At 36.1% G+C, this 26,636-nt stretch carries 31 protein-coding genes, 1 tRNA gene and 1 pseudogene; 25 read left to right on the top strand and 8 right to left on the bottom strand.

Annotation, left to right across the window (positions count from 1 at the left end; translation table 11 throughout):
- Positions 1–48: 48 nt before the first annotated feature.
- From AABJ44_RS02160 to AABJ44_RS02145, 4 genes are all read left to right on the top strand, one after another.
- Entirely contained in the window at positions 49–1,230 is a 1,182-nt protein-coding gene (locus AABJ44_RS02160; RefSeq protein WP_338370287.1) for a tyrosine-type recombinase/integrase, read from the top strand.
- A gap of 24 nt (positions 1,231–1,254) precedes the next feature.
- Positions 1,255–3,000 (top strand): RNA-binding domain-containing protein, encoded by a 1,746-nt coding sequence (locus tag AABJ44_RS02155; RefSeq protein ID WP_338370286.1) that lies wholly within the window; start codon positions 1,255–1,257, stop codon positions 2,998–3,000.
- Positions 3,001–3,030: 30 nt separating this feature from the next.
- The gene (locus AABJ44_RS02150; RefSeq protein ID WP_338370285.1) at positions 3,031–3,204 is read left to right on the top strand and encodes a hypothetical protein; all 174 of its coding nucleotides are present in this window, start codon (positions 3,031–3,033) and stop codon (positions 3,202–3,204) included.
- A gap of 363 nt (positions 3,205–3,567) precedes the next feature.
- Positions 3,568–5,337: a DUF6788 family protein gene (locus AABJ44_RS02145; RefSeq protein ID WP_338370284.1), complete on the top strand. Its 1,770-nt coding sequence runs from the start codon at positions 3,568–3,570 to the stop codon at positions 5,335–5,337.
- Positions 5,338–5,417: 80 nt separating this feature from the next.
- Here AABJ44_RS02145 and AABJ44_RS02140 read toward each other — a convergent pair whose 3' ends face one another.
- Positions 5,418–6,062, bottom strand: a complete 645-nt coding sequence (locus AABJ44_RS02140; protein ID WP_338370283.1) for a helix-turn-helix domain-containing protein — start codon at positions 6,060–6,062, stop codon at positions 5,418–5,420.
- A 215-nt stretch (positions 6,063–6,277) separates the two neighbouring features.
- Between AABJ44_RS02140 and AABJ44_RS02135 the strand changes: the two genes are divergently transcribed.
- The 18 genes from AABJ44_RS02135 (at position 6,278) to AABJ44_RS02050 (ending at position 18,253) form a co-directional block, all read left to right on the top strand.
- Positions 6,278–6,676, top strand: a complete 399-nt coding sequence (locus AABJ44_RS02135; protein ID WP_338370282.1) for a hypothetical protein — start codon at positions 6,278–6,280, stop codon at positions 6,674–6,676.
- Positions 6,677–6,832: 156 nt separating this feature from the next.
- Entirely contained in the window at positions 6,833–7,864 is a 1,032-nt protein-coding gene (locus AABJ44_RS02130) for a hypothetical protein (protein ID WP_338370281.1), read from the top strand.
- Positions 7,865–7,882: 18 nt separating this feature from the next.
- Complete coding sequence (locus AABJ44_RS02125) at positions 7,883–8,821, top strand: ParB/RepB/Spo0J family partition protein (RefSeq protein ID WP_338370280.1); 939 nt, start codon at positions 7,883–7,885, stop codon at positions 8,819–8,821.
- 76 nt (positions 8,822–8,897) lie between these two features.
- Complete coding sequence (locus AABJ44_RS02120; protein ID WP_338370279.1) at positions 8,898–10,709, top strand: hypothetical protein; 1,812 nt, start codon at positions 8,898–8,900, stop codon at positions 10,707–10,709.
- Between the two features lie 685 nt (positions 10,710–11,394).
- Positions 11,395–11,595 (top strand): transposase domain-containing protein, encoded by a 201-nt coding sequence (locus AABJ44_RS02115; protein ID WP_338370278.1) that lies wholly within the window; start codon positions 11,395–11,397, stop codon positions 11,593–11,595.
- A gap of 88 nt (positions 11,596–11,683) precedes the next feature.
- The gene (locus tag AABJ44_RS02110; protein WP_338370277.1) at positions 11,684–12,142 is read left to right on the top strand and encodes a hypothetical protein; all 459 of its coding nucleotides are present in this window, start codon (positions 11,684–11,686) and stop codon (positions 12,140–12,142) included.
- A 48-nt stretch (positions 12,143–12,190) separates the two neighbouring features.
- Positions 12,191–12,649, top strand: a complete 459-nt coding sequence (locus AABJ44_RS02105; RefSeq protein WP_338370276.1) for a hypothetical protein — start codon at positions 12,191–12,193, stop codon at positions 12,647–12,649.
- 30 nt (positions 12,650–12,679) lie between these two features.
- Positions 12,680–13,138: a hypothetical protein gene (locus AABJ44_RS02100; protein ID WP_338370275.1), complete on the top strand. Its 459-nt coding sequence runs from the start codon at positions 12,680–12,682 to the stop codon at positions 13,136–13,138.
- Between the two features lie 47 nt (positions 13,139–13,185).
- The gene (locus AABJ44_RS02095; RefSeq protein WP_338370274.1) at positions 13,186–13,644 is read left to right on the top strand and encodes a hypothetical protein; all 459 of its coding nucleotides are present in this window, start codon (positions 13,186–13,188) and stop codon (positions 13,642–13,644) included.
- A gap of 291 nt (positions 13,645–13,935) precedes the next feature.
- Complete coding sequence (locus AABJ44_RS02090; protein ID WP_338370273.1) at positions 13,936–14,151, top strand: hypothetical protein; 216 nt, start codon at positions 13,936–13,938, stop codon at positions 14,149–14,151.
- A gap of 30 nt (positions 14,152–14,181) precedes the next feature.
- Entirely contained in the window at positions 14,182–14,640 is a 459-nt protein-coding gene (locus AABJ44_RS02085) for a hypothetical protein (protein WP_338370272.1), read from the top strand.
- A 30-nt stretch (positions 14,641–14,670) separates the two neighbouring features.
- Positions 14,671–15,129, top strand: coding sequence for a hypothetical protein (locus AABJ44_RS02080; protein WP_338370271.1), 459 nt, complete (start codon positions 14,671–14,673; stop codon positions 15,127–15,129).
- A gap of 290 nt (positions 15,130–15,419) precedes the next feature.
- Entirely contained in the window at positions 15,420–15,635 is a 216-nt protein-coding gene (locus AABJ44_RS02075) for a hypothetical protein (RefSeq protein ID WP_338370270.1), read from the top strand.
- Between the two features lie 30 nt (positions 15,636–15,665).
- The gene (locus tag AABJ44_RS02070) at positions 15,666–16,124 is read left to right on the top strand and encodes a hypothetical protein (RefSeq protein WP_338370269.1); all 459 of its coding nucleotides are present in this window, start codon (positions 15,666–15,668) and stop codon (positions 16,122–16,124) included.
- Positions 16,125–16,397: 273 nt separating this feature from the next.
- On the top strand, positions 16,398–16,613 hold the full coding sequence (locus tag AABJ44_RS02065; RefSeq protein ID WP_338370268.1) for a hypothetical protein: 216 nt from the start codon (positions 16,398–16,400) through the stop codon (positions 16,611–16,613).
- Between the two features lie 30 nt (positions 16,614–16,643).
- The gene (locus tag AABJ44_RS02060) at positions 16,644–17,102 is read left to right on the top strand and encodes a hypothetical protein (RefSeq protein WP_338370267.1); all 459 of its coding nucleotides are present in this window, start codon (positions 16,644–16,646) and stop codon (positions 17,100–17,102) included.
- 48 nt (positions 17,103–17,150) lie between these two features.
- Positions 17,151–17,609: a hypothetical protein gene (locus tag AABJ44_RS02055; protein WP_338370266.1), complete on the top strand. Its 459-nt coding sequence runs from the start codon at positions 17,151–17,153 to the stop codon at positions 17,607–17,609.
- A 182-nt stretch (positions 17,610–17,791) separates the two neighbouring features.
- Complete coding sequence (locus tag AABJ44_RS02050) at positions 17,792–18,253, top strand: hypothetical protein (protein ID WP_338370265.1); 462 nt, start codon at positions 17,792–17,794, stop codon at positions 18,251–18,253.
- 98 nt (positions 18,254–18,351) lie between these two features.
- Here AABJ44_RS02050 and AABJ44_RS02045 read toward each other — a convergent pair whose 3' ends face one another.
- The 4 genes and pseudogenes from AABJ44_RS02045 to AABJ44_RS15305 all read right to left on the bottom strand — a co-directional run.
- Entirely contained in the window at positions 18,352–19,083 is a 732-nt protein-coding gene (locus AABJ44_RS02045; RefSeq protein ID WP_338370264.1) for a class I SAM-dependent methyltransferase, read from the bottom strand.
- A 17-nt stretch (positions 19,084–19,100) separates the two neighbouring features.
- A complete protein-coding gene (locus AABJ44_RS02040; RefSeq protein ID WP_338370263.1) occupies positions 19,101–19,547 on the bottom strand; it encodes a GNAT family N-acetyltransferase in 447 nt (148 codons plus the stop codon).
- A 339-nt stretch (positions 19,548–19,886) separates the two neighbouring features.
- Positions 19,887–20,594 carry a phosphotransferase gene (locus AABJ44_RS02035; RefSeq protein WP_338370262.1) on the bottom strand — a complete coding sequence of 236 codons (708 nt, stop codon included), beginning with the start codon at positions 20,592–20,594 and terminating at the stop codon, positions 19,887–19,889.
- Between the two features lie 90 nt (positions 20,595–20,684).
- Positions 20,685–21,011, bottom strand: a pseudogene (locus tag AABJ44_RS15305) (IS66 family transposase); the annotation flags it as partial.
- 219 nt (positions 21,012–21,230) lie between these two features.
- Here AABJ44_RS15305 and AABJ44_RS02030 point away from each other — a divergent pair.
- The 3 genes from AABJ44_RS02030 (at position 21,231) to AABJ44_RS02020 (ending at position 21,958) form a co-directional block, all read left to right on the top strand.
- A tRNA-Ile gene (locus AABJ44_RS02030) sits at positions 21,231–21,303 on the top strand.
- A 93-nt stretch (positions 21,304–21,396) separates the two neighbouring features.
- On the top strand, positions 21,397–21,633 hold the full coding sequence (locus tag AABJ44_RS02025) for a hypothetical protein (protein ID WP_338370261.1): 237 nt from the start codon (positions 21,397–21,399) through the stop codon (positions 21,631–21,633).
- On the top strand, positions 21,620–21,958 hold the full coding sequence (locus tag AABJ44_RS02020) for a type II toxin-antitoxin system PemK/MazF family toxin (RefSeq protein WP_338370260.1): 339 nt from the start codon (positions 21,620–21,622) through the stop codon (positions 21,956–21,958). The genes AABJ44_RS02025 and AABJ44_RS02020 overlap by 14 nt, the downstream gene beginning before the upstream one ends.
- 403 nt (positions 21,959–22,361) lie before the next feature.
- Here AABJ44_RS02020 and glmS read toward each other — a convergent pair whose 3' ends face one another.
- The 3 genes from glmS to AABJ44_RS02005 form a co-directional block, all read right to left on the bottom strand.
- Positions 22,362–24,278, bottom strand: a complete 1,917-nt coding sequence (gene glmS / locus AABJ44_RS02015) for a glutamine--fructose-6-phosphate transaminase (isomerizing) (protein ID WP_338370259.1) — start codon at positions 24,276–24,278, stop codon at positions 22,362–22,364.
- Positions 24,279–24,376: 98 nt separating this feature from the next.
- On the bottom strand, positions 24,377–25,939 hold the full coding sequence (locus tag AABJ44_RS02010; protein WP_338370258.1) for a glycoside hydrolase family 9 protein: 1,563 nt from the start codon (positions 25,937–25,939) through the stop codon (positions 24,377–24,379).
- 51 nt (positions 25,940–25,990) lie between these two features.
- Entirely contained in the window at positions 25,991–26,635 is a 645-nt protein-coding gene (locus AABJ44_RS02005) for a hypothetical protein (RefSeq protein ID WP_338370257.1), read from the bottom strand.
- Position 26,636 lies beyond the last annotated feature (1 nt).

Below are 26,636 nucleotides of genomic sequence, written 5' to 3'. Positions count from 1 at the left end.
TGTTAAGCGAATATTAAGTGCTTAGCAAAAAAAAACTTGGAGGCCATTATGGATTCAAATTATCACATCTTCAAAAAATCAGTTCAGTCAAAAGGTAAAACTGTACACAAGTGGTACTGTTATTGGAACGATCCTGTAACAGGTGTTATGCATCAGAAGGTTTGCAAGGGGTGTAAGACTCAGGCAGAGGCTTATGCGTTTGTTTCTGCGCTGCCGCCGTTGTTCGTGGAAGAGAAAATCACGATAGCGAAGATTGCGGAATGGATGTATATTCCTGGCAGCACACATCTTGAACGCATGAAGAAACTTGGTAAGCAGTACACATATGAAACATTAAAGTGTAAAAGAGGTTTGCTGGATATTTTCCTTGCTAAATTTGGTGACATGGAACTTAAGGACCTTACAGTTCCAATGGTGATTGATTTTCTTACAGAAGATCCGCATTCTGGCAGTTGGAAAAACAATTTCCTTACTGTTGTTGGTGAAGTTTATGCAGAAGCTCCTTTTATGGGATTGCCTTATATTCCTGCTCCTCAGTTTCCAAAGTTCCGCCGTAACAGTATTAAGAAGGATGTATTCACGACAGATGAACTCAACATTCTATTTGATGAAAGTCTTTGGATAAACTTAAGTTCTACAAAATACGCAAATCATCCTCAGTTTGATGAAGGACATAAAGCAATATATTTGATGTTCCTTTGTTGTATAAAATGCGGTCTTCGTATTGGAGAAGCAATTGGAGCTCGTGTAAATCAGTTCTTATTTGATCAGGGGATGTTCGTTGTAGATGGCTTTTATCGACATAATCAGCTTCTTAGAACAACTTATAATAAGTGCGGTTCTGATGAAGACAGAAAGATTCGTGTTACCCCTCTTCCAGAAGACTTCGCAATCATTATTCAAAAATACATAGCAGAGAATAATCTTTCTGGCGATGATTTCGTATTCCAGCGTTACAACAAACCAATTCGCAAATGGCTTGCCGAAGAATGGTTCCGTCGTGCGATTGCTAAATCTGGAATCATTACCAAAAACAGAGTTCTTACACCTCATTCATTACGTTATACATACATTACCCGTATGCGCCGTGACGTTGCCGGAGAAACTGTTCAGAAGATTGCAGGTCATACAAGTCTTGCCATGACAGACCATTACACACGTGCTGCAATTCCTGAAATGGTTGAAGCTGTAAAGCCAGCAGTAGAAGCAGCTAATAAGTTGTTTGAGTAATCTGGTATAGAAAAAGAGGCAAAAATGAACGATAATAAAAATATGAAAATGTACTCCGTTCAAGAACTGTATGATAGACTCAAGGAAGCCGATGAATGTGTATGGATCGAAGCAAAAGGTGAAGATGATACTTCAGAATCCTTGATGGAATCCGTATGCTCATTCAGCAATGAGCCAGGACTTGGTGGAGGTTATATTCTTCTGGGAATGGGCGAAGATAAGAAATCTAAAGGCGACCGATTCATAATTGAGGGAGTAAAGGATCCCGATAAAAAACAACTTGACATTTCTACTCAATGTGCAAGCATGTTCAATATGGCTGTTCGTCCAAGAATTGATGTAGAACAACTTGATGGAAAGAATATATTAAAGATTTTTGTTCCAGAACTTCCTTCTCAGCAAAAGCCATTATATTTTCAAAAGCATGGGCTTCCACAAGGTGCTTGGCGTAGGATTGGTTCTAGCGACCAGCGTTGTACCGAAGATGATTTACGTTCTTTTTATCTGGATGATTCAAGTTTTGATTCTGGTGAAGTCAAAAGAACCACTATAAAAGACGTTGATGAAAAAGCCCTGGACTATTACAGAATGCTTAGATCTCGTGTAAATCCAGAAGCAGCTGAATTAAAATATGACAACAAAGAACTTTTGGAATCTCTTGATTGTTTGACTGATAACGGCACTCTAACTTACACAGGGCTTTTGATGTTCGGTACTAAAGAAGCTCATAGAAAATTCTGTCCTATGGCACGTATTGATTATATCCGTGTTCATGGAAATGAATGGGTACAGAATCCTGATGAACGTTTTTCAACAATCGAATTTACAGGTTCTTATTTGCTGCAGCTGAATAGCATTTTGGATGCAGTGCGTTCAGAACTACCTCTTAATTTCTCATTGAAAGAAGGACAGATTCAGGCAACTACTACTCCGGACCTTCCTGACCGAGTATTACGAGAAGCAATCGTAAACTCAATCATGCATCGTTCATACAGAATGAATCGCCCTACCCAGATTATCCGCTATAATAATCGAATTGAAATAATAAATGCAGGCTTTTCTTTAAAAGACCAGGAATTCATAGGTAATGCTGGAAGTTATACTCGAAATTACCATCTTGCAACGATTTTTCATGAGACAAATCTTGCAGAAACAAAGGGAACTGGAATTCGTACAATCCGTCGCCTGCTTTCTGAAAATAAAATGCCGCTTCCAACATTTGAGTCAAATAGACGGGATGATTCCTTTACAATCCGATTGCTTGTAAAACCGTTTTATAACGAAGATGATATAAAATGGCTTGGACTCTATGAACGGTATGATTTCAATAAGAATCAAAAAGAGGCTTTACTCTTTGCTCGTGAAGTCGGAGCTGTTGATACTCTGACTTATTCTCAGATGAATCTCGTTTCTCTTACAGAAGCTTTTGAAGAATTGGTAAAGATGGAAAAAGCGGGAGTTTTAGTTCAGAAAGGAAGAACGGAAGAGGTTGCTTATTACATTTTAACCTCTTTTGCTACTCAAAACAAAGACACTGTAAAAGACACTGTAAAAGACACTGTAAAAGACACTGTAAAATTGACAGATTCACAAAAATCAATCTTAGAAGAAATAAAGAAGAAGCCAAGTATTACTCAAAATGAATTGTCAAATATTGTTGGAATTAACCTTAGAAATATAAAGAATAATATGAAAAAACTCCAGGACTTAGGTTTACTTAAGCGTGAAGGAACTGACAAAGTCGGAGAATGGATAATAATCGAAAAATAGAAATTTACAAATGGTATAGGAGGTGTTACTATGTGCGATATTGTTCAGGGATTCGTAAATGAAGGAAAAGAAATAAGGACTGCTGAATTGGTAAAAAAGATGCTCGAAACAAATTTTGCTACAGAGCAGCAGATAGCAGACCTTCTTAAAATTTCTGTAAAAGAAGTAAAAAAAATTGCTGCAAAAGTTCCTGTTGAAGCTTAAGCTTTTCTGACTTTTAGAAACATTATATTTCATAGAAGACGGTATACACTTATGGTGTATGCCGTTTTTTTATAATGTTACTAGGTTATATGAAATATCCCCAGCTAATATCCCTAGTTAATATCCCTAGCTCAACAGAAACCTCCCAAGTAGATTAAAAATTTTACCAAAACTATACAATTTTGGTAACAAATAATGTCGACTGTATTCGACAACTTAAATGGTTATCTGTCGATTATACTCGACAAAATATATCGGCAAAAAATACCATATTCAAACAAAACTCCCAGGTAAACCTTCTGTGTGTAACTTATGTAACTTAATTAACTTGCGCAACTAAGTTACATAAGTTACAATATAGGCATGAATGCAGAAGAAATCCTAAAAAAAATCGACTCTCTTCCATCTGGTGGTCTTACTACAAAAACAATCAGGGGTAAGGCTTATACTTACTATCAATGGACTGAGAATGGTAAACAGCGTTCCCGCATTGTCAAAGAAGATGAACACGAGTATCTGAAACAGCAGATTGAAGAAAGAAAGTCCCTGCAAACACAATTGTCAAATCTTGAAAGTCATAAAAACCTGGATACTTCGGAAGCGCAGGAAGAAGCTCCAACTTTTATTACTGATGTAAGAATTGGAAAAACGCTGAAAGATTTCGCTGCCTCAATTAAGGATTACAAGAAACGAGAATTATATTCTGCGCTCGAACAATATGTATATAGCGATTCTCATGACAAAGTTTTCATCCTGTATGGTTTGCGACGAACAGGAAAAACAACCTTGATTCGCCAGATTATTTATAACATTAAAGACGAAGACAGAAATAAAACTGTCTTTATTCAGATTAATTCTACAAACACGCTTGCTGATGTAAATAAAGATTTACGAAAGCTAGAGACTCTTGGATATAAATACGTATTCATTGATGAAGTAACAATGATGGACGATTATATACAAGGTGCAGCTTTATTTTCCGATGTTTTTGCCTCCAGCGGAATGAAAATAGTTCTTTCTGGAACAGATTCTCTTGGCTTTGTTTTTTCGGAAGATGAACAGCTTTATGACCGATGTATTCTGCTTCACACTACGTTTATTCCGTTCCGTGAGTTTTCAAATGTTTTAGGCATCCATGATATAGACCAGTACATGGAATTTGGTGGCACTATGAGCCAGAGTGGAGACAATTATAACAAAGGGATTTTCGGCACAAAGAAAAGTACAGCTGATTATGTTAATACGGCTATTGCTCGAAATATCCAGCACTCACTTAAAAACTATCAGTATGGAAGTCATTTCAGAAATCTAAAGTCACTTTATGATAAAGGTGAACTTACAAGTGCCATAAATAGAATTGTCGAAGATATGAATCACGAATTCACGATTGAAGTTCTTACACGAGCTTTTAAATCGCATGACTTTGGTAGTGCAAAAGATATAATGCGAAAGGACCGTGAAAATCCTACTGATATTCTTGATGATGTTGATGGTGAAAAAATTACAGAACGCTTAAAGAAGTTCCTTAAAATCCGAAATAAAGAGGAACAGAAAATTGATATTCAGGATGTTCATAGACTTGAAATAAAAGAATATCTTGATTTGTTAGATTTAACCTGTGATATTCCTCTTGTAAACATGAATGACTTAAATAACAAGCAAGTTACTACAGTGTTCAGTCAGCCAGGTTTACGTTACTCTCAGGCCGAGTCATTGATAAAAAGTTTGATGATGGATGAAACTTTTAAGAATGTTGATGCTCAGGTACGAAAGCGAATTACGGAAAGAATTCTTGATGATATAAAAGGCCGTATGCTTGAAGAGATTGTTCAGCTTGAAACAAAAAAAGCAAATCCAAATCTCGAAGTATTTAAGCTGCAGTTTGCGGTTGGAGAATTTGATATGGTCGTTTATGATCCTGAAAATGTCTGCTGTAAAATCTATGAAATTAAGCACAGTAAAGAAAAATCTCCGTTCCAGTACCGCCATCTTATTAACGAAGATAATTGTAAACAGACAGAGTTCAGATTCGGAAAAATCCTGGAAAAAGTAGTACTATATCGTGGAGAAAGCTGCTCAGAAGAAAACGGTGTTCAGTATAAAAACGTGGAAGACTATTTGATGGAGATTTAAATAAAACTCCCTTGAAAAAGTGCAACGGAGCAAAAAATGTGGCTTGTTGGATTACCAGCAAGCCAGTTTCATTTTAAATCTTATTTCTTGGAAACGTGTTCTAAGTGTTCCAACTCCATGAGCTTATTTAGCATATCTGAAACGATTTTCTTTTTATCTTCGCTTAGATTGTAGAGGCAGTGTACGCTGTTTGCGTTTTCTCTGGCAGCTTTGAAGAGTACCGGATCAAAGTCCTGAGGGAGTTTGTCATCCTGGCCTGTAAGAAGGTACTGGATATTTGTTTTTAAGTTGTATGCCATCTGCTGGAAGAAATACATATCCAGACTGATTCGGCCTTTGGACCAGTTTCTTAATGCCTGATATGAAATTGGGAAAGATGTTTTGTTTTCAGTATGTATTCTTGCAAGTTCTTCTTCGGATGGAAGTTCATCTTTTTTTATAAGGGCTTTGTAAATTCGTTCTCGGACAGCTTCTCTTGAGTTTTCGCCAAAGGTCTCTTTATCTACTCCCCAGCCAGGATAGCCTGCGATCAGCCAGTCGAGTGAGACTTCTAGTTCATCCGCTATTTTTGAAAGGGTGTCGACAGGCGGACATATATCACGGGATTTCCATGTCGCCAATGTACTCTGAACAATATTGAGTTTTTCTCCAAACTCTTTTCGCGACATTCCTGTGTCAGATAAAACTTGATCAATTCTGTTTACTAAATCTATTCCAAAACCCATAAAATACACCGTCAATTTTATTGACAATATCAATAATTATGATTATATTAAGTGTATAAATCGATAGTAACAATAATATTGTTATTTGCGATATTTAATTAATACTAATCAAAACCTGTCAGGTCAGAGATTTGTATTTGCTTGTATTAATCATTATATCACAGAAGACTGTTTTTATAAATATCCCGAATCAAAAACAGTCGAAGGGAGGATTTATGAACAATTTTGATTTGGAGTTGAAGCAGATTCAGCTTCAAAACGAAAAGCTTTTTCGCGAACTTTCAGCTATCACACAGATGCTTGAAAAGCCTGCAGAAAAAGTCACTTTCGAGAAAGAGTTTTACACAATCGAGGATTGTGCCGGACTCAAAGGTGGTGCTGCACTCAACACTTACAAGTGCAATCGCTTTTTACTTCCAGGGTGTGGAAATCCTAAGTTTTCAGTATTTATCGCTGGACGTCTTGCATTTCCTCGTGAGGAAGTTATGAAGTGGCTTAAAATCAGTGATGCTGATTACATTGACTATGCAAAGGAATGTGGCATTACTGTTGTTCCGGAGAAGTACATAAAGCTTGCAAAGAAAGCTCAGCAGAGAGCGGAGGTTCCAGCATGAGCAATAAAACAAAAATGCGACTGAGCGGCAACTCAATCGCATGGGCAGGCAGTTTTGTAAACCATACTAAAACTAACCATAGTTCTACTTATATCAGAAAAGTATGTTTGTTTCTAGATACCGAGTCTTTCTATGGGATGTACTACAGGGGGACTTGTGAGCGAAACATATTTTGTTAAGCAACATCGTAAAGACAACTTCACAATTCTAGATAACACCTGCATCCGTGATGACAGAATTTCCTGGAAGGCAAAAGGCGTTCATACATATCTGATGAGTTTACCAGATGATTGGAAAATTCATATTTCGGAGATTGTAAATCATTCTAGCGATGGAAAAGCTGCTTTGTATTCAGCAATTCAGATGCTTGAAGAATACGGATATATCAAAAAAATCAGAAATCGTCGAAAAGATGGATGTTTCGAAAATACCGTATATCAAGTATTTGAAAGTCCTGAAGCAAAAGATGCTGATACAGATGTTCATCCACTTACCGATTTTCCAGATGTGGATAATCCAGATATGGAAAATCCAGTTCTGGATAATCGGACACTACTAACTACTAATAAACTAAATACTGATAAACAAAGAACTGAACTAACTAACCCGGAATCAGAAAAAGTTAGTGAGTCAGTTTTTGTAAATATCATAAAAGGTTTATTTGGTAGTGAATATCCGTTCGACAAGAACTTTGAAGAGGCTGTTCTAAAACAGCTTGAAAATGCCGGGATCGAAGAAGCTAACCTTGAGGCATATCTGAAATATGTTTTTGAGCGGACAAAGCTTGGAAATGTTCAGAAATCCTTTGAAGGTTTATTCAGAAAACTGGCTCTGGCAAGTTCCATAATGAGGGATTTCAAAAATTCTTCGTTTGTCAAAAAGCCTGTAGAAACAAAGAAGGCAGAACAGAACATCAGATACATTGACTGTCCGGTTTGTTTTACCCGCTTTAAGGAATATGACTTTACATGTCCAACCTGTGGAGTTTCACTTCGTGAAATCAATGACCAGACACAAGCAGATTTTGTTATCAAAAAGAAAATCTACGAGATGTCGGATTCTGAAAAAGAATCATACGAAAAGGCTTTGAACGAATTCACAAATCAAGTAAAAGCAAAAACCGGAAGATCGTTTCTTCTTGAAAATGAAAAAATCCAGTTCTGGAAAGAATATGGAATCTTAAACTAAAACACTTTGGGAGACATTATGAACTTTAATTTTACAAACACAATCAAAAATAAGATTAACAATTTGCAGAAGGCAAATCAGAAAAAGACTTTGAAAATCAAAGACATTGTTCTTTTACCTGAGTTTGAAAAAATGCTTGCGATGGATGAATCTGTTGTATCTGCAATGACAGAATCTATGAAAGTTGAAGGCTTTAAGCCAGGCCACGAACTGCATGTCTGGGCTCATGACGGAAAGTACATTCTGATTGATGGTCACACTCGCCGCCATTGTGCAATTAAAGCAGGTCTTAAAGAAGTTCCGTGTATCGTTCATCATTTTGCAACTTTGGAAGAGGCAAAAAAGTATGCACTCCGCGAACAGACAGACCGCAGAAATCTTTCAGATCAGGAAATTGCAAGGATCTATATGGAGCTTGCAGAACTAAAAGGTCCTGATGGAAAGAAAGCAAAAAGTGATGCAGAGATTGCCGCCGAATTACAGGTTAGCCCTCGTCAGATTGCAAAAATAAAAGAGGTGGAGCGAAAAGCGAGTCCAGAAACTCTTGAAGCTTTTAAGGATGGTAAGATTTCTTTGAACATGGCCTACAATGAAACAAAGAAAGAACTTTCTGCACAGAAGGAAGAAGTGGCTTCCCCTGAGAAGAAAACAGAAACTGTTTCATCAGAGAAAAAAGAAGAGCCTTCTTCCAAGCCAAAAATCAAGGAACAAAAAAAGAAGACTGAAGAAAAGTTTTCTGACCATTCAAGAAGTTTGGAACAAGAAGGGTTCAGGACAGGACTTCTTTATTTTAAGAAAGAGCTTGCACTTGGTAAAACAATTGATGAAATTTTGTGTGATGAAAAATTAAATCATTTGAATATCAATGCGGCCGAGTTCAGCAAAGATGAAGAAGACATCCTTTCGGAAATCCTAAAAGAATCAAAAGTATTTAAAAACGTAAAAGAAACTGCTTAACAATCAAGGACTTCTGTGTGACAGCCAGAAGTCCTTTTTATGCCTGCCCAATTTTTGCATAACTTAGGAGTACAGTATGGCAGCAAAACATGAATATATCGAACCACAGCCTACAAGTGGGCATGGGTTTAGAGTCGAAGCCCATTGCAGACCTGATGTTAAACGCGGACATAATATACGGGATCCGCAGTATGTTGCGACACGCAAAAACATTGATCTTGATTTACCGCATCAGATTCTTATTGATTTAGGAACAATCCCAGAAGCTTTTGATAAAATCTTTGGTCCAGCGATTGAAGAATACAATTCAGAACAGAGACGTAAAGACCGTAGAAAAACTGCAGAAGGTTATGCAGCTGAATTTCTTCAATCAAGAGAGCAGACCGAAGACAAACAGAAAGCTACAGGAAGAGACCGCGGTAAAGATTTTACACAAGCCTGCTATGAGTTTCAGTATCAGATTGGAAACCGTGATAACTTTCCAGACAGAGAAAAAGCAAGTGAAATCCTTACAAAGTTTGTTACAGAGGAGTTTCCAAAACGCTGGCCTTTGGTAAGAACAGCCGGAGCCTATCTTCATAATGATGAGTTTTCAATCGATTCCCAAACCGGTAAAAGGGTACGTTCTCCATCCATGATTCATCACGACATTATCTTTACTGCAGAAAGACTGACTAAAGAAGAACTTGCAGATTTCAAAAAGTTTAAAGCATCAGAAAAAGAACGCCTTAAGAAAGAAGCGGCTGAAAATGGCGAAGAATTTAATGAAGAAAAATGGCAGAAGATGAACTGGCAGAAAGTTTGTTATGAGCGATATGGAAAAGTTCTTACAACAAGTCTTCCTCTTCAGTGTTCAATGAGTGCCTGCCTTGCGCAGATGGGATACTTTACTGAGAAAGGAAAAGGAACCGCACAACAGCAATGGGAAGAAGATGTTCGCCATTCTTTGCAAGATTTTGCAGAATCTTATGGATTGAAAATTGACCGTACATCTGGACCAAAGCATAAGCACATGACCTGTGATGAATGGCAGCTGCATAAGGAGAACGAAAAGAAATCAAAAGAGCTTGATGTGACAATAGATGCAATTAATTCTGAAATAGCAGACATGAATAAATCTGCCGAGCAATTAAATAACCGATGGAATGTGGTATATAGTGCGGATGAAAAAGTGCGTAAGGCAAAACAACTGGAAAAGGATGCAAATGAAAAACTGGAAGAGGCTACCCGAAAAGAGCAGAACGCCAATTCTAAAGAGCTGAGAAATGAACTTGCAAAGACTGCAAATGATAACAAAAAGGAAGAACTTAAAAAAAAGGAAACTGAACTTTCCGAAAAGGAAGCTTCTCTTAAGAGAAGGGAAGAGGTGTATTTTGAAAAGTTCGACAATCTTAAAGAAATTGAATATAACCAGAAAATAGAAAGAGAAATTGAGGAAGCAGACCGCGAGTATCTTGAAAGCATAAAGTATGATTATTCACGCTTAAAAAAAGTAACTTCAATGAAGGATGTAGAAATTGCCAGACTGAATGGTGAATTGAAAGTAACAAAGGAATATGTGGAAGAATTAAAAATCATGGAAGGCGCATGGATTAAAACACGTGATGGAATTCTGGTTCAGGCTGGAAGTTTTGAATATTATCAGGAAATGGAAGAGCTTAAGCGATGCCACGGCAGCTACGCTAAAAATCCAACTCCACAAAATGTTGAAAATATGGTGGATGCTTTCTTTAGCGGTCTTAAAAATCTTTTCAATAATCTGGAAAACTGGTTCATGAATATGACACCAGGTTATTTAAGAAAACTTGCCAACGTCTTGGAATCAAGAGGCTGCAGAAACTACTCTGAATATCGCAGAGGCATCGTAAGAAGCGGCATAGAAAGGTAGCTTTGCAAGGTTGCGAAATGAAAAACGAGCCCCAGTCCCGGTAAAAATGCACGGCATTTTACTCGGTTCTGGGGCATTTTTATGCCCTGTCAGACGGTCGTCTTCAGTGCACCCCACACTAAAGTTGACACTTCGCATCAACATTAGTAGAGGGGCCCCAGACCGTTACGCCGGTCTATCACATCTCAGGTACGCACGGCGACCTGAAAAACACGCTGCAACCGCAAAAGCATGGCTTTGCAAGGTTGCAAAGAGGTATGAGTGTCAATTCCTGACACATATATATGGTAAAATTTCTGTAAGTATGAAGCGGTCTGTGGTATAATATTCTCATAGCTTCGTATTATCAGAACATTAGGATAAGTTTATGGCTGAATACAGGATTGATCATACTCGTAGATATGATGATTTGTTACCAGAACAGAAAGCTCGTGTAAAAATTGACCAGATGTTGTAAGATTCTGGCTGGACTGTTGTTCCTCGTGATGACTTTACTCCTGATGCTGTAAATGCGCAGGCTGTTGAAGAAAATAAACTTGGTCTTGAAGTTGCTGAACAAGCACAGAATTACGGCAATATTCTTCCTGATTGGGTACAAGCCTGGAAAACTCCACTTCCTTTTGCAAAACTTCCAGCTCTACCACCTGGTGGACCAAAAGGTTTACGAGAATGCCAGTTTGAAGCAATGGCAAGGCGAAAGTTACTTTTCAGCGGTAGCGGTAATGGAGCAAGAGCATCATGTTTTATTCTGTCCCTTATTGAAACTGCCAAGCAGAATGGTATTGCTCCTGAAGATTATTTCAGATGTCTTTTTGAAAAAGCCCCTTATTCTGAAACTGAGAATGACTGGGAAAAACTTCTCCCCTGGATTATTGACTTTATTTAGACCTCCCGCTAAATATAAAGTAATGAAAAGTTGTAATCATGTATAAATGAATTCTTTTTGTTATTATATAATTGTTATAGGATTAAATATGGATAGACTTTCAGAAAGATATAAATATGAATTTAGTATTGAAAATGAATATTTAGTAATAACAGGAAAATGTTACAGTACATATTCTAACGAATATATAGGAGATGATAAAATATACCTGCATATAGAAGATGTTCTGTGGGTAATCAATACAATAAGATCATTTAAGAAAGAATTGTATAATCGAGGTTCTGATCAGATATCATTACGACATTCTAAAGATAATTTTATTTTATTGGAAATGGGTGGAAGTGATGCCGATAGACAGTATTTTGGTAACGTTGAAATTACATGTAAGAATGATTTCTCACATTATGGTTCAATTGAAATTCCATACTACGGCCCCGACCCAATGGCGCCATCGGGAGAAGGTGAAGGCCATCTTTACAAGTTTTTAATGAAGCTTGAAGAGTACGTTCCAGAGGAACAGAAAAAAGACATTATTCCACAATGGTAATTGTGAAATAAATGCACATTTAGTATAAGTTAAAAAAAGGGTACAAAAATGGAATCAATTTCAAGAAGATATAAATATGAGTTTGAGATAGAAGAAGAGTATTTAACTATTACAAGCAAATCTTACAGCACTCTAACAAATGAATATAGAGCCTCAAAAACAATCTATCTCCACAAAGAAGATGTGTTGTGGGTAATAAATACGATAAGGAGCTTCAAAAAGGAATTGTATAATCGAGGTTCTGATGATGAATTGTTAGAACATGAGGAGAATGATTTCGTATTTATTATAATGGGCGGAAGTGATGCCGACAGATCGTATTATGGTGATGTTAGAATTTCATGCACAAATTCTAAATCAGATTATGATACTCTTCACATCCCATACTACGGTCCCGACCCAATGGCGCCATCGGGTGAAGGTGAAGGCCATCTATACAAGTTTTTAATGAAGCTTGAAAAGTTCGTACCAGATGAACAAAAAAAAGACATTATTCCTCAGTGGTAGTTTATTATATAAAGAATATAAGGATTAAATATGCATAGATTTACACATAGATTTAAATATGACTTTAATATTGAGAATGAATATTTAGTAATAACAGGAAAGTGTTACAGTACATTATCTGACGAATATATAGGAGATAATAAAATATACCTGCATATAGAAGATGTACTGTGGGTAATCAATACAATACGCTCATTCAAGAAAGAATTGTACAATCGAGGTTCTGATGATGAATTATTAGATCATGAGGAAAAAGATTTTGTATTCATAAAAATGGGAGGAAGTGATGCAGATAGACAATATTATGGTAATGTTATGATTTCATGCACAAATTCAAAATCTGATCATGATTCAGTCCTCATCCCATATTACGGCCACGACCCAATGGCGCCATCGGGAGAAGTTGAAGGACATCTTTACAAGTTTTTAATGAAGCTTGAAGAGTTCGTACCAGAGAACCAGAAAAAAGATATTATTCCACAATGGTAATTGTGAGAAAAATGTACATTTAGTATAAATTAAAAAAAGGTACAAAAATGGATATACAAATACATAGATACAAATATGAGTTTAAAATTGAGAATGAATATTTAGTAATAACAGGAAAGTGTTACAGTACATTATCAAACAAATATATGGGAGATGATAAAATATATCTGCATATAGAAGATGTACTGTGGGTAATCAATACAATACGCTCATTCAAGAAAGAATTGTACAATCGTGGTTCTGATGATGAATTATTTGATCATGAGGAAAATGATTTTGTATTCATAAAAATGGGAGGAAGTGATGCCGATAGATCATTTTACGGTAATGTTAGAATTTCATGTACAAATTCTAAATCAGATTATGATACTCTTCACATCCCATATTACGGTCCCGACCCAATGGCGCCATCGGGTGAAGGTGAAGGCCTTCTATACAAGTTTTTAATGAAGCTTGAAGACTACGTTCCAGAGGAACAGAAAAAAGATATTATTCCACAATGGTAATTGTGAAATAAATGCACATTTAGTATAAGTTAAAAAAAGGGTACAAAAATGGAATCAATGTCAAGAAGATATAAATATGAGTTTGAGATAGAAGAAGAGTATTTAACTATTACAAGCAAATCTTACAGCACTCTAACAAATGAATATAGAGCCTCAAAAACAATCTATCTCCACAAAGAAGATGTGTTGTGGGTAATAAATACAATAAGATCATTTAAGAAAGAATTGTATAATCGAGGTTCTGATAGAGTATCCCATCGTCATTCAGATAAAAATTTTATTATGATATATATGGGAGGTAGTGATGCCGATAGATCGTATTATGGTAATGTTGGAATTTCATGTACAAATACAAAATCTGATCATGATTCAGTCCACATCCCATACTACGGCCCCGACCCAATGGCGCCATCGGGAGATGGTGAAGGTCATCTTTACAAGTTTTTAATGAAACTTGAAGAGTTCGTTCCAGAGAAACAAAAAAAAGACATTATTCCTCAGTGGTAGTTTAGTATATAGAAAATATAAGGATTAAATATGGATGAGCTTACACATAGATTTAAATATGACTTTAATATTGAGAATGAATATTTAGTAATAACAGGAAAGTGTTATAGTGTATTTTCAAACAGGTATTTAGGAGATGATAAAATATACCTGCATATTGAAGATGTACTGTGGGTAATAAATACAATACGCTTATTCAAAAAAGAATTGTATAATCGAGGTTCAGATGATGAATTATTAGAACATGAAGAAGACGATTTTGTTCTTTTACAAATGGGTGGAAGTGATGCCGATCGACAGTATTTTGGTAATGTTAATATAAGTTGCAAAAATACTAAGTCAGATTATGATTCAGTACTCATCCCATACTACGGCCCTGACCCAATGGCGCCATCGGGAGAAGCCGAAGGTCATCTTTACAAGTTTTTAATGAAGCTTGAAGAGTTCGTACCAGATGAACAAAAAAAAGACATTATTCCTCAGTGGTAGTTTAGTATATAGAAAATATAAGGATTAAATATGCATAGATTTACACATAGATTTAAATATGACTTTAATATTGAGAATGAATATTTAGTAATAACAGGAAAGTGTTACAGTACATTATCTAACGAATATATAGGAGATGATAAAATATACCTGCATATAGAAGATGTACTGTGGGTAATAAATACAATACGCTCATTCAAAAAAGAATTATACAATCGAGGTTCAGATGATGAATTATTAGAACATGAAGAAGACGATTTTGTTCTTTTAGAAATGGGTGGAAGTGATGCCGATCGACAGTATTTTGGTAACGTTGAAATTACATGTAAAAATGATTCCTTACATTATGGTTCAATTGAAATCCCATACTACGGCCCCGACCCAATGGCACCATCGGGAGAAGGTGAAGGACATCTTTACAAGTTTTTAATGAAGCTTGAAGAGTTCGTACCAGAGAACCAGAAAAAAGATATTATTCCACAATGGTAATTGTGAGAAAAATGTACATTTAGTATAAGTTAAAAAAAGGTACAAAAATGGATATACAAATACATAGATACAAATATGAGTTTAAAATTGAGAATGAATATTTAGAAATAACAGGGAAGTGTTACAGTACATTATCAAACGAATATATGGGAGATGATAAAATATACCTGCATATAGAAGATGTTCTGTGGGTGATCAATACAATAAGATCATTCAAAAAAGAATTGTATAATCGAGGTTCTGATAGAGTATCACATCGTCATTCAGATAAAAATTTTATTATGATATATATGGGAGGTAGTGATGCCGATAGATCGTATTATGGTAATGTTAGAATTTCATGTACAAATTCAAAATCTGATCATGATTCATTACACATCCCATATTACGGTCCCGACCCAATGGCGCCATCGGGAGAAGGTGAAGGTCATCTTTACAAGTTTTTAATGAAGCTTGAAGAGTTCGTTCCAGAAAATCAGAAAAAAGACATTATTCCTCAGTGGTAGTTTAGTATATAGAAAATATAAGGCTTAAATATGGATAGACTTTCAGAAAGATATAAATATGAATTTAGTATTGAAAATGAATATTTAGTAATAACAGGAAAATGTTACAGTACATATTCTAACGAATATATAGGAGATGATAAAATATACCTGCATATAGAAGATGTACTGTGGGTAATCAATACAATACGCTCATTCAAGAAAGAATTATACAATCGTGGTTCTGATGATGAATTATTAGATCATGAGGAGAATGATTTCGTATTTATTATAATGGGCGGAAGTGATGCCGACAGATCGTATTATGGAGATGTTAGAATTTCCTGTACAAATTCAAAATCAGACCATGATTCAGTCCACATCCCATACTACGGACCTGACCCAATGGCTCCTTCAGGAAAAGGTGAAGGTCATCTTTACAAGTTCTTAATGCAGCTTGAAAGGTTCGTACCAGATGAACAAAAAAAAGACATTATTCCTCAGTGGTAATTTAATATATACAAAATATAAGGATTAAATATGGATAGTCTTACAGATAGATTTAAATATGACTTTAATATTGAGAATGAATATTTAGTAATAACAGGAAAATGTTATAGTGTATTTTCAAACAGGTATTTAGGAGATGATCAAATATATCTTCATAAAGAAGATATATTATGGGTAATAAATACAATACGCTCATTCAAAAAAGAATTGTATAATCGAGGTTCTGATCGAGTATTATTACAACATTCTGAAGATAATTTAATTTTATTGAAAATGGGTGGAAGTGATGCAGATAGACAATATTATGGTAATGTAGAAATTGCATGTAAGAATGATTATTCAAAATATAAATCAATTCTCATCCCATACTACGGTCCCGACCCAATGGCGCCATCGGGTGAAGGTGAAGGCCATCTATACAAGTTTTTAATGAAGCTTGAAAAGTTCGTACCAGATGAACAAAAAAAAGACATTATTCCTCAGTGGTAGTTTATTATATAAAGAATATAAGGATTAAATATGCATAGATTTACACATAGATTTAAATATGACTTTAATATTGAGAATGAATATTTAGTAATAACAGGAAAGTGTTACAGTACATTATCTGACGAATATATAGGAGATAATAAAATATACCTGCATATAGAAGATGTACTGTGGGTAATCAATATAATACGCTCATTCAAGAAAGAATTGTATAATCGAGGTTCAGATGATGAATGGTTACAACATACAGAAGATGATGATGTATATATAGAAATGGGTGGAAGTGATGCCGATCGACAGTATTTTGGTAATGTTAATATAAGTTGCAAAAATACTAAGTCTGACCATGATTCAGTCCACATTCCATACTACGGACCTGACCCAATGGCGCCATCGGGAGAAGGTGAAGGACATCTTTACAAGTTTTTAATGAAGCTTGAAGAGTTCGTACCAGAGAACCAGAAAAAAGATATTATTCCACAATGGTAATTGTGAGAAAAATGTACATTTAGTATAAGTTAAAAAAAAGGTACAAAAATGGATAAACAAATACATAGATATAAATATGAGTTTAAAATTGAGAATGAATATTTAGTAATAACAGGAAAATGTTATAGCGTATTTTCAAACAGGTATTTAGGAGATGATAAAATATACCTGCATATAGAAGATGTTCTGTGGGTAATCAATACAATAAGATCATTTAAGAAAGAATTATATAACCGTGGTTCAGATCAAATTTCATTGAGTCATTCTGAAGATGATTTTATTTTACTGGAAATGGGAGGAAGTGATGCAGACCGTTCCTACTATGGAAATGTTGAAATATGTTGTAAGAATTCTATATCTGATTATGATACAGTCCACATCCCATACTACGGTCCTGCACCAATGGCACCATCAGGAAATGGTGAAGGCCATCTTTATAAGTTCTTAAAAGAGTTGGAAAAGTTTGTGCCAGAAAATCAGAAAAAAGACATTATTCCACAATGGTAATATTGCAAATCAATAATTGAAAAATTTAAGAATGAGTAAAGCAAAAAACAAAGAGATAAAACCAAAAAAACTATAGTTGAAAAGAAACAAACTGAAGATAAAACAAGACAAAAAACTATACAGCGACGAAATATTGAAAGAGATTTTCAAGGGGTTATTAAGCAGATATAGGGAGAATAAAAATGGATGTGTTAACTGAAAGATATAAATATGAATTTAATATAAAGGAAGAATATCTTGTAATTTCAGAAGAATGTTACAGTACTTTTTCAAACAGGCACATAGGAGATAGAACAATATATCTTCACAAAGAAGATGTGTTGTGGGTAATCAATACAATAAGATCATTTAAGAAAGAATTATATAACCGTGGTTCAGATCAAATTTCATTGAGTCATTCTGAAGATGATTTTATTTTACTGGAAATGGGAGGAAGTGATGCAGACCGTTCCTACTATGGAAATGTTGAAATATGTTGTAAGAATTCTATATCTGATTATGATACAGTCCACATCCCATACTACGGTCCTGCACCAATGGCACCATCAGGAAATGGTGAAGGCCATCTTTACAAGTTTTTAATGAAGCTTGAAGAGTTCGTACCAGAAAATCAGAAAAAAGACATTATTCCTCAGTGGACATAGGATTAATTAATTTCATCTGGGAAAATATACCAATAATCAGGATCGATTATATCTCGTAAGCTTTTTATTACACATGCTGGTGGTAAAGTCTTAAAGCATTATTTACCTGAAACAGGATTATTTCTTTGTATCCGCAAATTGAATTTACGTTTACTATAAATCCATATTCCTGTAAATTCTTTTATTACATTTAATTGTTTTTGAATGATATCATTTTTCATCGAGTCACCAAAAAAGGCGCCCATTATATTTCCTGCTTCTTCGCAATTGCTGAATTTATAATCAGTTTGAATTATGTGCTCCTTAAAGCCAGCCTCAACAAGTGCATGATAAAATTGCGAAAGATTTTCTCCAGGTGGATTTGGAAGTTCTACATTCGTTCCCAATGTTTCAATGAAGATGATTTCCTTTGCACGTTTTTTAGTTTCGCTGATAAGGTACTGAATAGTCTGATTTCGATTTACATCATCCTGAACAACCAGATGCCCGAAACTCCAGCCTTCAATTATTACATCAAATGTATTTTCAATAGAATTGATTTTACTGTTATCAAGAACTTCATATTCTATTTTATCCGCCCACTTTGATAAGTTTTCTTTTGCCTTATCAATCATATGCTGCGAATTATCATACGCATAAAGCTTCTGTGCCTTGTCTATGTAGTTCTTTGTAACCCGCCCGGTTCCAATTCCAAATTCGCCGACAACTTTATTTTCCCATTGGATTTTGCTGCTCAGAAACTTATAAAGATTACTTTCGTAATCTTCATGATTTACTAATTCATCATATAAGTCTGAAAAGTTTTGATACACATCGAACATTTTTGACATAGTTTTCTCCCTTGCTTTTAGAGCTTCTTGAGGAACGAATGTTTTGTATCAATTTCAAAACCGTTTTCTTTATAAAAGTTTAATGTACTTTCGCGGTTTGATCCTGTTTCCAAAAAGATTTTATAACAATTCTTGTCCTGTGCGATTTTAATTGCTTCCTGCAAAAGCATAGACGCAAAACCCTTTTTACGATAATTCTCGTGGGTTACTACATTTTCTACAACAGCAAAGGATCGCATGTTATGAGTAAGGCTCGGTATAATTCCAAGCTGTACAGTTGAAACGACGCGATTATCTTCCTCAACAACAAGGAGAAATAATCTTTCACTTTTATTGATTTCATTGATGAGCTGTTTCCAGGCTTCAATGTCCTGTTCTTCTTTCGGCGGATATTTTGTAAGGAAATTGAAATACAAATCCTTTATATCCATAACATCTTTTTCTTCGGCTTGTCTTATTAACATTTTTTAACTCTTTATTTATCACCAGTATATATTTTATTATACCATATTTGCATTAGGGATTGTAGGGGCTGTCCTGAAAAGGCAGTTCCGAAGGAATGGAGCCGAAAGGCGGAACCCCGAAAAGCCTTACCCCACAGGTGGCGAAGACATTATATAACTATACAATTATATCATAAAAATGTAAGTTTCAATTGCGAGTTTTTTTGCATCGGCAAAGCTTTCGTGGAGGATGGCTTTGCAGTTGCAGTTCCGTACGCGGAATTAAATTCTACATTGGAAATGACAAAGTCTGGCTGTGCGATGAATTGCCAGTTAGATATATCAAAAATCTCTAAAATATTATTCTTTACTACGCAGAATAGTACAAACCTTCACAGCCTCAAAGAAATCTTCTTCTGAAATTCCAAGTGTCTGAACATCCGGCCAGACTGCAGCCTTATAGAACTCCAGGGCTTCTTTTGCAAACTCATTAAAAATCACATAAGTTCGGGCGTAGTCAAAAACAGGAGGGGCAACTCGTGTGTTCATCCAGTCGATGATAGTGTAATTGATTTTATCTGCGATAAGGGGTGTATCATTTGGAATCATGATATTTAGAAAATGCATATCAAGATGGCAGATGCAACTTTTGTATTTTTGTGACAGGCGGTCAATCACTGGAAGCACTTCTGCTTTTTCTTCATCAGAAAGCATAAGACCTGCCGTATCACTAAGAGGCGGAATTGTGGTATTGCTGGCATCCGCTTCGTGAACAAAACAGAACGCCTTTGCAAGAAGCCCAAAGCCCTCTTCTGGAGCTTTAGGGACTGATTTTTCCAGCTGCTCTCCTACAACTAAATCCATCTTGATAATATGCGGATCATCTGTGTCGTAGTATTTTACAGGACAAAGTCCAGCCTTATTTACCGCCTGCTGCTGCTGTTTTTCAAATGCAATCCATTCTGTAGGATAAGACTGATTATAAACCTTGTAAGCAAATTCGTGATACAGCAGAACTTCTGCCTGTGCACCCTTACCTATGATTTTCTGAGAACCGTCGAATGTCATCTTTCATGCCCCTACACTTTTTGTTTTTCTATATTATATCTGAATTAGATCTAATATTTCCATGTATCCGCAAATTAAATTTAAGTTTACCTAATTATAGCACACATTAAATCCATTCTTCACGAATTTTATAAGGCGTAATTTCAATATTCCATGGCAGGAGTTTTTCCCAGTCTTCTTCAGTTGCAGCATAAGGGGCTTTTTAAAAATGCATCTGAGATAATCTTCAGGAGCAATTCCATTCTGCTTTTCCGTTTCTATAAGGAACAAAATAAAACATGAAGCTCTTGCTCCATTACCGCTGCCGCTAAAAAGGAAGTTTCGCCTTGCCATTACCCAACTTTTTACACTGCGCTCCGCGGCATTGGTCGAAAAGGTTGCATCAGGATATTTTATAAAGTTTTCAAGGTTCTCCCAACGGTTAAGTAAGCGTCATTTGATGCTTACGAACTACCTTAACCATATTTTAGGAATAATTAACTGGGTTTTATTTGTTGAACCTAAAAATGAAGAATTCATACAGTACAAAAAAGATATAGTTAAGCTAATCTCTTTATTTTGCTTATAATACTTATGATCACGTTTTTCCTTCATCTTGACTAAAACCGATTTTTTTAGATATAATTTATACCACTTGGGCTATTAGCTCAGCGGTTAGAGCAGAGGACTCATAATCCTTTGGTCGTTTGTTCAAATCAAACATGGCCCACAACGAGGATTTGCAATTTTAAGATTGTAAATCCTTTTTTTATGTCTTTTTCTACAAAATGTGTTATAATCAAACAAAATAAGGAGGTTCAGAATGCCATACGAAGTTTTGGAAAAACAGATTAAGACTTTACCACAAGAATATTATGAGCAAGTAGAGCATTTTGTTCAATTCCTTTTACATGAGGCAAAAGCTAAGTCAAGAAAATCAGAAGACATATCAGAAAAACTTGCTGCAATATATTCAAAGATTCCAGAAAATGAGCAGACAGCTTATTGTGGTGCTACACTTGATTCCTGGAGGGAACTGACTAAAAATGACTCGTGGTGAGATTTATTGGGCTGATTACGGAGTACCTTTTGGTAGTGAAACAGGATTTCGTCGCCCTGTAGTTATTGTTCAAACAAACGAATTTAACATTAAAGAACTCCGAACTGTAATTGTTGTTCCTCTCACAACAAATCTTATGCTTGCTGATGCACCTGCGAATGTATATATAGAGAAATCTTCCAGTTCACTTTCTAAGGATTCTGTGGCTGTTGTTTCTCAAACTGGTGCTATAGACAAGTCTCGATTGACAGAAAAAGTTGGTACAATTTCTCAATATGATATGACAGAAATAGAAGACGGTATAAGACTTATTCTTGGTCTGTAATATCGTAAAAAATGTTAAGCAAAATGTAAAGTGATTTAATTTTGCAAATGTTAAGTAAGAAATAAAGCCTTCAAATCACGCTAAATAGTGTTGATAAAGCCGTAAAATCAGTCTAATATACACTAAAAGCATTAGATATTCGTTGTAAATTATATAGATTTGGTTCAAGTCTAAGATGGCCCAGTTCTTATATAAGATTCCGTTTTCGCGGAATCTTTTTTTATTTCTCTAAAACAAACAAGCATAGCTTGTTTGTGCGCATTTTTGAAGAAAAGCCTAAAACGACCCGCTGTCGCAGCTCGTTTTTTAACGGCTTTGCTATTTGAGCGAGTTCAAGTCTAAGATGGCCCAGGTTTCGGTTGTATACAAAAAAATCCAGCCTTTTGACTGGATTTTTTTTAACTTACTCTACTGTAACGCTCTTTGCGAGGTTTCTTGGTTTGTCCGGGTTGTAGCCGCGCATGATTGCACAGTAATAAGCGAACAGCTGGGCTGGGATTACGGTAAGCAGCGAAGCAAGTGTTGAAGAACACTCCGGTATTTTACATACTAAATCAGCCTTTCCTTCGAATGCATCACCAGAATCCTGGGTAATTACCATTACAGTTGCGCCTCGGCTCTTTACTTCAACCATGTTTGAACCGATTTTGTCATAAAGCTTAGGCTCGCTGGCAATTGCAACAACCAGAGTTGAAGGATCAATAAGAGCTATAGGACCGTGCTTAAGTTCTCCGGCTGCAAATGCTTCAGAATGCATATATGAAACTTCCTTAAGTTTTAATGCACTTTCAAGGGATGTTGCGCTGTCAAACTGACGGCCGATATAGAAAATCTTGTCTTTATTAAACTGCTGTGAAGCAAACTTCTGTATTACATCTTTTCCATCAAGAATTTCCTGAATCTTAGAAGGAATACTTTCAAGTTCACACAAAAGCTTTGTAGCCTCTTCATCAGATAAAGTTCCGCGAAGTTTTCCAGCCTTAACAGCAAGCAGGAATAAACAAAGCAGTTGAGTTGTATAAGCCTTTGTTGAAGCAACTGCAATTTCTGGACCTGCAAGAGTATAAATTACATCATCTGCTTCACGGCTGACTGTTGAACCAACACAATTAGTGATTGCAACAACCTTAAGTCCCTGCTCTTTAGCAAGACGGAGAGCACTTAAAGTATCTGCAGTTTCTCCAGACTGAGAAATAACCATAAAAATATCACTTGGATCAAGAATTGGATCACGATAACGGAACTCAGATGCTACATCAACATCTACCTTCATACGGGCAATCTTTTCAAAAGCATATTTTGCAACAACGCCGGCATGATATGCAGTTCCACATGCAGTAATTACTACACGGCTGGCCTTTTTCCAGGCTTCATCCATCTTGTTTTCTTCAAAATAAACATCAACAGGCTTACCACTTGCATCTTTTACAATACGAGGACGCATTGTATCTGTAAGACCTTTAGGCTGTTCATGAATCTCTTTAATCATAAAGTGTTCATAACCGCCCTTTGTTGCTGCATCCATATCCCATTCAACATGGCTAGGCTGCTTAATGATTTTTTCACCATCAAAATTGAACAAATCAACATGATCTGTATAAAGAACTGCGAGCTCGCGTTCCCCAAGATAGTAAACATCACGGGTATGCTCCAGAAGGGCTGGAACATCAGAAGCAATGAAGTTTTCGCCTTTTCCAATTCCAACGACAAGAGGGCTCTCTTTACGGGCAGCAATAATTCTGTCTGGATAATCCTTACAGATAACTCCAATAGCATAAGATCCTTCAAGAACATGAAGGGTTTCAATTACAGCCTTAAAAATATCACCACTTGCCTTATACTTCTGATCAAGTAGGTGTACAACAACTTCTGTATCTGTTTGAGATTTAAAAACAATACCCTGAGCCTGAAGTTTTGCCTTCAAATCTGCATAGTTTTCAATAATACCGTTATGAACAATAGAAATTGAGCCGTCCATATTTGTATGTGGATGGCTGTTCAAGTCACTTGGCTCACCATGAGTAGCCCAGCGGGTATGACCGATTCCCATGCATCCCTTAATGAAGTCACCGGTCTTATCATATAAAGCCATTTCAGTATCAGAAAAATCCTGCTTTTTTACCTGATCAGGAATAATCTCACCTGTAATTTTTTCAGCAAGATTTAAGAGTTTTCCTTTTGCCTTCTGAACAAGAATTTCTTCCCCTGTATATATAGCAACACCAGCTGAATCATAACCACGATATTCGAGCTTCTTTAAAGCCTTAATCAAAACTGGTGTCGCATTTTTATTTCCAACATAGCCGACAATGCCGCACATAATAATCTCCTGAGATTTTAATAGGATTATTCTACAAGAAACCCTTGCTTTTCGCAATCAGTGGGGAGAGGCGTTTTTCTGTCCGTGAATTTAGACTGTTATACTCTTACAAGTGTATAAACAAAAGCAGAATTCCAGTAAATTGCAACTTCGTTAGTACTATAACTTGGTTCTGCATCGGCATAGCACTTAAGAGCCGGTTGCCCTGCAAGATGTTCTTTTGCATAAGCATCAAGAAGAGCACCACATGGCCCGCCTGCAAGCATTCCCGGATAAACCTTTTTACTTGCACCACTTGGTCTGTGATGAGGATGTACAACAGATTTTGTTCCAGCACCTGTAACATAGCAGTAATTCAAAGGATTGCAGCCAAGAATAAAGTCTATCTGAGCCTTTGCAGCTTTTATGAATTCTTTTCTACCTGTTAAATCAAAAGCCATGAGCATTATATGCGCAAGATCACAGATTGCACCATTACTGCCCCAGAAAACAAATTTTGAACAGTATTTAAAAGCCGATGCATCACAGGTTTCAAGATATTTTTCTGCCTGCGAAATTATTCCACTGTGAATCTCTGAAATAAGGTCTGCATCCAGCTTATCTTCATTTTCCAAAAGAAGCTCTGTACCATAGCCCGAAACAAAAGGCCATCCAAAACCTTCCTGCCAGCCACAGTTCCAGGGATGCTTTGGATCAGGTTTATCTTTCTTCTTGTCTTCACGATATTTCAGCGCTTGAGAAAGATAATTTTTCTCTCCTGTAGCTGCAAAGAGAGAACAAAGGGCAAAATAACGTTCATCGCGGACATCATGGTCACCATAACCGCCCGTAGTTATTTCCGGAGGATTGATATAAAATTCATCATCATGTGAAAAAAGATAATTCTGAGCTTTGATTGCAGCCTGCAGAAGCTGAGCTGAAAATTTTGGATCACTTTCCTTATAAAAACCACTCGCATAAGCAAGACAGCCTGCAAAATCAGCTGTAGCTGCAGTAGAAACAGGAGCCAGTACAAGCTGATCTTTTTCTTCCTGAGGCATTATAAAAGGACAGAAATGATAGCAGGAAATCTTATGATAAACCGCGCCATCTTCCCTCTGCATCTGAAGCATCCATTCAAGTTCAAAACGAACTTCACCAAGAAGATCAAAGCCTGAAAATTTCTGAGGGCATTTCTTATAGCCGAGCAATAAATCCATTACGGCTTTTGACCCGGCAACAACATAACGTCCATAGTCACCGGCATCATGCCAGCCCCCCTGAACGTTTTTCTGTTCTCCAGTTCCATAAACTTCAGCAATTCCTGTATGGCAGATTCCCTGCCCGCAGCGTGAATCAGTAAAATATTTTAAGGTAGAAAGAGTTAATTCATCATAAACGTTATTTGAAAGAGTGAAAGGAAAGCTTTTTTCTTCGCCAATCTGGATATAATATTCACCTGGTGTCTGAACCGCAGAAAAATCGCCGGTAAAATATCCACCGCCCGATTCCTCATCGTCCGGAGCTGCAATAAGAGGACCAGTCAGAACTACTTTTCCACCCGCTTTTTCACAAACAGAAAACTGTTCTGCTTCACCCTTTGCAGTTTTACTTACGAAAACGTTTTTGTTATCAAGTATGCGATAACCAAGTTGATTGATAAAAATTTCTGACTCTTTCATAACATAATGTTATACATATATTCAGAAAAAATAATTGAATAAAAGTCTATGCTAGTAGTTGAAATTTCCGCAAAAAAGCTGTGTAAGCGGAAGATTCAAGGTTTCTTTACTTCCATCTTTAGATATCAGATTGATTTTTACAAAACTCTGACTGACTTCCGTTGCAGTTCCTTCTCCGTAAAATGCTCCAACCATTTCAAGATATTCATCTTCTGACATTTCTTCATCATTAAAAACAGGAGCCAGGAAAAGATCTAAAATCATTCGAGTCTGTTCATCCGAAGCCTTATAGAAATCTTCCAGACTTTTTCGGGTAATTGCTGTTATCAGCTTTCCTTTTTCAGCCTTTATGATTTTTGATGAAAAGACATAAGAGGTCTGTTTTTTATCACACATAGAGATTGAAACAGCACCACCCTTTTTCTGATTTATTACGATATCTGAAAAACCAGCTTTAGCAAGTTCATAAGAAACAGATTGTGAATCTATCAAAAGGTCACTTGTGGAAACAGAAGAATCTTCTGCTCCCAAACCTGCTGCAGAATTAATCAGTTTTGCAAAAGCCTCTCCAGATTCACCTTCAAAACGGATATCAACAGAATCATCCTGCCGCAGAGTAAGAGTTATTTCTGTCTGACAGGACATAAAAAGAGCTGCAAAAATCAAAATAAAAAATGAGCATATTGCTTTATTCATA

The sequence above is a fragment of the Treponema bryantii genome, from assembly GCF_036492245.1.
Lineage (GTDB): Bacteria > Spirochaetota > Spirochaetia > Treponematales > Treponemataceae > Treponema_D > Treponema_D bryantii_C.
The sequence above is the reverse complement of the archived record's forward strand: the minus strand, read 5'-3'. Positions and strand labels throughout refer to the sequence as shown.

Excerpts from the sequence above, each read along its gene's own strand:
- AABJ44_RS02160 (WP_338370287.1), top strand. The coding sequence starts at position 49 with ATGGATTCAAATTATCACATCTTCAAAAAATCAGTTCAGTCAAAAGGT.
- AABJ44_RS02155 (WP_338370286.1), top strand. The coding sequence starts at position 1,255 with ATGAACGATAATAAAAATATGAAAATGTACTCCGTTCAAGAACTGTAT.
- AABJ44_RS02150 (WP_338370285.1), top strand. The coding sequence starts at position 3,031 with ATGTGCGATATTGTTCAGGGATTCGTAAATGAAGGAAAAGAAATAAGG.
- AABJ44_RS02145 (WP_338370284.1), top strand. The coding sequence starts at position 3,568 with ATGAATGCAGAAGAAATCCTAAAAAAAATCGACTCTCTTCCATCTGGT.
- AABJ44_RS02140 (WP_338370283.1), bottom strand. The coding sequence starts at position 6,062 with ATGGGTTTTGGAATAGATTTAGTAAACAGAATTGATCAAGTTTTATCT.
- AABJ44_RS02135 (WP_338370282.1), top strand. The coding sequence starts at position 6,278 with ATGAACAATTTTGATTTGGAGTTGAAGCAGATTCAGCTTCAAAACGAA.
- AABJ44_RS02125 (WP_338370280.1), top strand. The coding sequence starts at position 7,883 with ATGAACTTTAATTTTACAAACACAATCAAAAATAAGATTAACAATTTG.
- AABJ44_RS02120 (WP_338370279.1), top strand. The coding sequence starts at position 8,898 with ATGGCAGCAAAACATGAATATATCGAACCACAGCCTACAAGTGGGCAT.
- AABJ44_RS02115 (WP_338370278.1), top strand. The coding sequence starts at position 11,395 with ATGGCAAGGCGAAAGTTACTTTTCAGCGGTAGCGGTAATGGAGCAAGA.
- AABJ44_RS02110 (WP_338370277.1), top strand. The coding sequence starts at position 11,684 with ATGGATAGACTTTCAGAAAGATATAAATATGAATTTAGTATTGAAAAT.
- AABJ44_RS02105 (WP_338370276.1), top strand. The coding sequence starts at position 12,191 with ATGGAATCAATTTCAAGAAGATATAAATATGAGTTTGAGATAGAAGAA.
- AABJ44_RS02100 (WP_338370275.1), top strand. The coding sequence starts at position 12,680 with ATGCATAGATTTACACATAGATTTAAATATGACTTTAATATTGAGAAT.
- AABJ44_RS02095 (WP_338370274.1), top strand. The coding sequence starts at position 13,186 with ATGGATATACAAATACATAGATACAAATATGAGTTTAAAATTGAGAAT.
- AABJ44_RS02090 (WP_338370273.1), top strand. The coding sequence starts at position 13,936 with ATGGGAGGTAGTGATGCCGATAGATCGTATTATGGTAATGTTGGAATT.
- AABJ44_RS02085 (WP_338370272.1), top strand. The coding sequence starts at position 14,182 with ATGGATGAGCTTACACATAGATTTAAATATGACTTTAATATTGAGAAT.
- AABJ44_RS02080 (WP_338370271.1), top strand. The coding sequence starts at position 14,671 with ATGCATAGATTTACACATAGATTTAAATATGACTTTAATATTGAGAAT.
- AABJ44_RS02075 (WP_338370270.1), top strand. The coding sequence starts at position 15,420 with ATGGGAGGTAGTGATGCCGATAGATCGTATTATGGTAATGTTAGAATT.
- AABJ44_RS02070 (WP_338370269.1), top strand. The coding sequence starts at position 15,666 with ATGGATAGACTTTCAGAAAGATATAAATATGAATTTAGTATTGAAAAT.
- AABJ44_RS02065 (WP_338370268.1), top strand. The coding sequence starts at position 16,398 with ATGGGTGGAAGTGATGCAGATAGACAATATTATGGTAATGTAGAAATT.
- AABJ44_RS02060 (WP_338370267.1), top strand. The coding sequence starts at position 16,644 with ATGCATAGATTTACACATAGATTTAAATATGACTTTAATATTGAGAAT.
- AABJ44_RS02055 (WP_338370266.1), top strand. The coding sequence starts at position 17,151 with ATGGATAAACAAATACATAGATATAAATATGAGTTTAAAATTGAGAAT.
- AABJ44_RS02050 (WP_338370265.1), top strand. The coding sequence starts at position 17,792 with ATGGATGTGTTAACTGAAAGATATAAATATGAATTTAATATAAAGGAA.
- AABJ44_RS02045 (WP_338370264.1), bottom strand. The coding sequence starts at position 19,083 with ATGTCAAAAATGTTCGATGTGTATCAAAACTTTTCAGACTTATATGAT.
- AABJ44_RS02040 (WP_338370263.1), bottom strand. The coding sequence starts at position 19,547 with ATGTTAATAAGACAAGCCGAAGAAAAAGATGTTATGGATATAAAGGAT.
- AABJ44_RS02035 (WP_338370262.1), bottom strand. The coding sequence starts at position 20,594 with ATGACATTCGACGGTTCTCAGAAAATCATAGGTAAGGGTGCACAGGCA.
- AABJ44_RS02025 (WP_338370261.1), top strand. The coding sequence starts at position 21,397 with ATGCCATACGAAGTTTTGGAAAAACAGATTAAGACTTTACCACAAGAA.
- AABJ44_RS02020 (WP_338370260.1), top strand. The coding sequence starts at position 21,620 with ATGACTCGTGGTGAGATTTATTGGGCTGATTACGGAGTACCTTTTGGT.
- glmS (WP_338370259.1), bottom strand. The coding sequence starts at position 24,278 with ATGTGCGGCATTGTCGGCTATGTTGGAAATAAAAATGCGACACCAGTT.
- AABJ44_RS02010 (WP_338370258.1), bottom strand. The coding sequence starts at position 25,939 with ATGAAAGAGTCAGAAATTTTTATCAATCAACTTGGTTATCGCATACTT.
- AABJ44_RS02005 (WP_338370257.1), bottom strand. The coding sequence starts at position 26,635 with ATGAATAAAGCAATATGCTCATTTTTTATTTTGATTTTTGCAGCTCTT.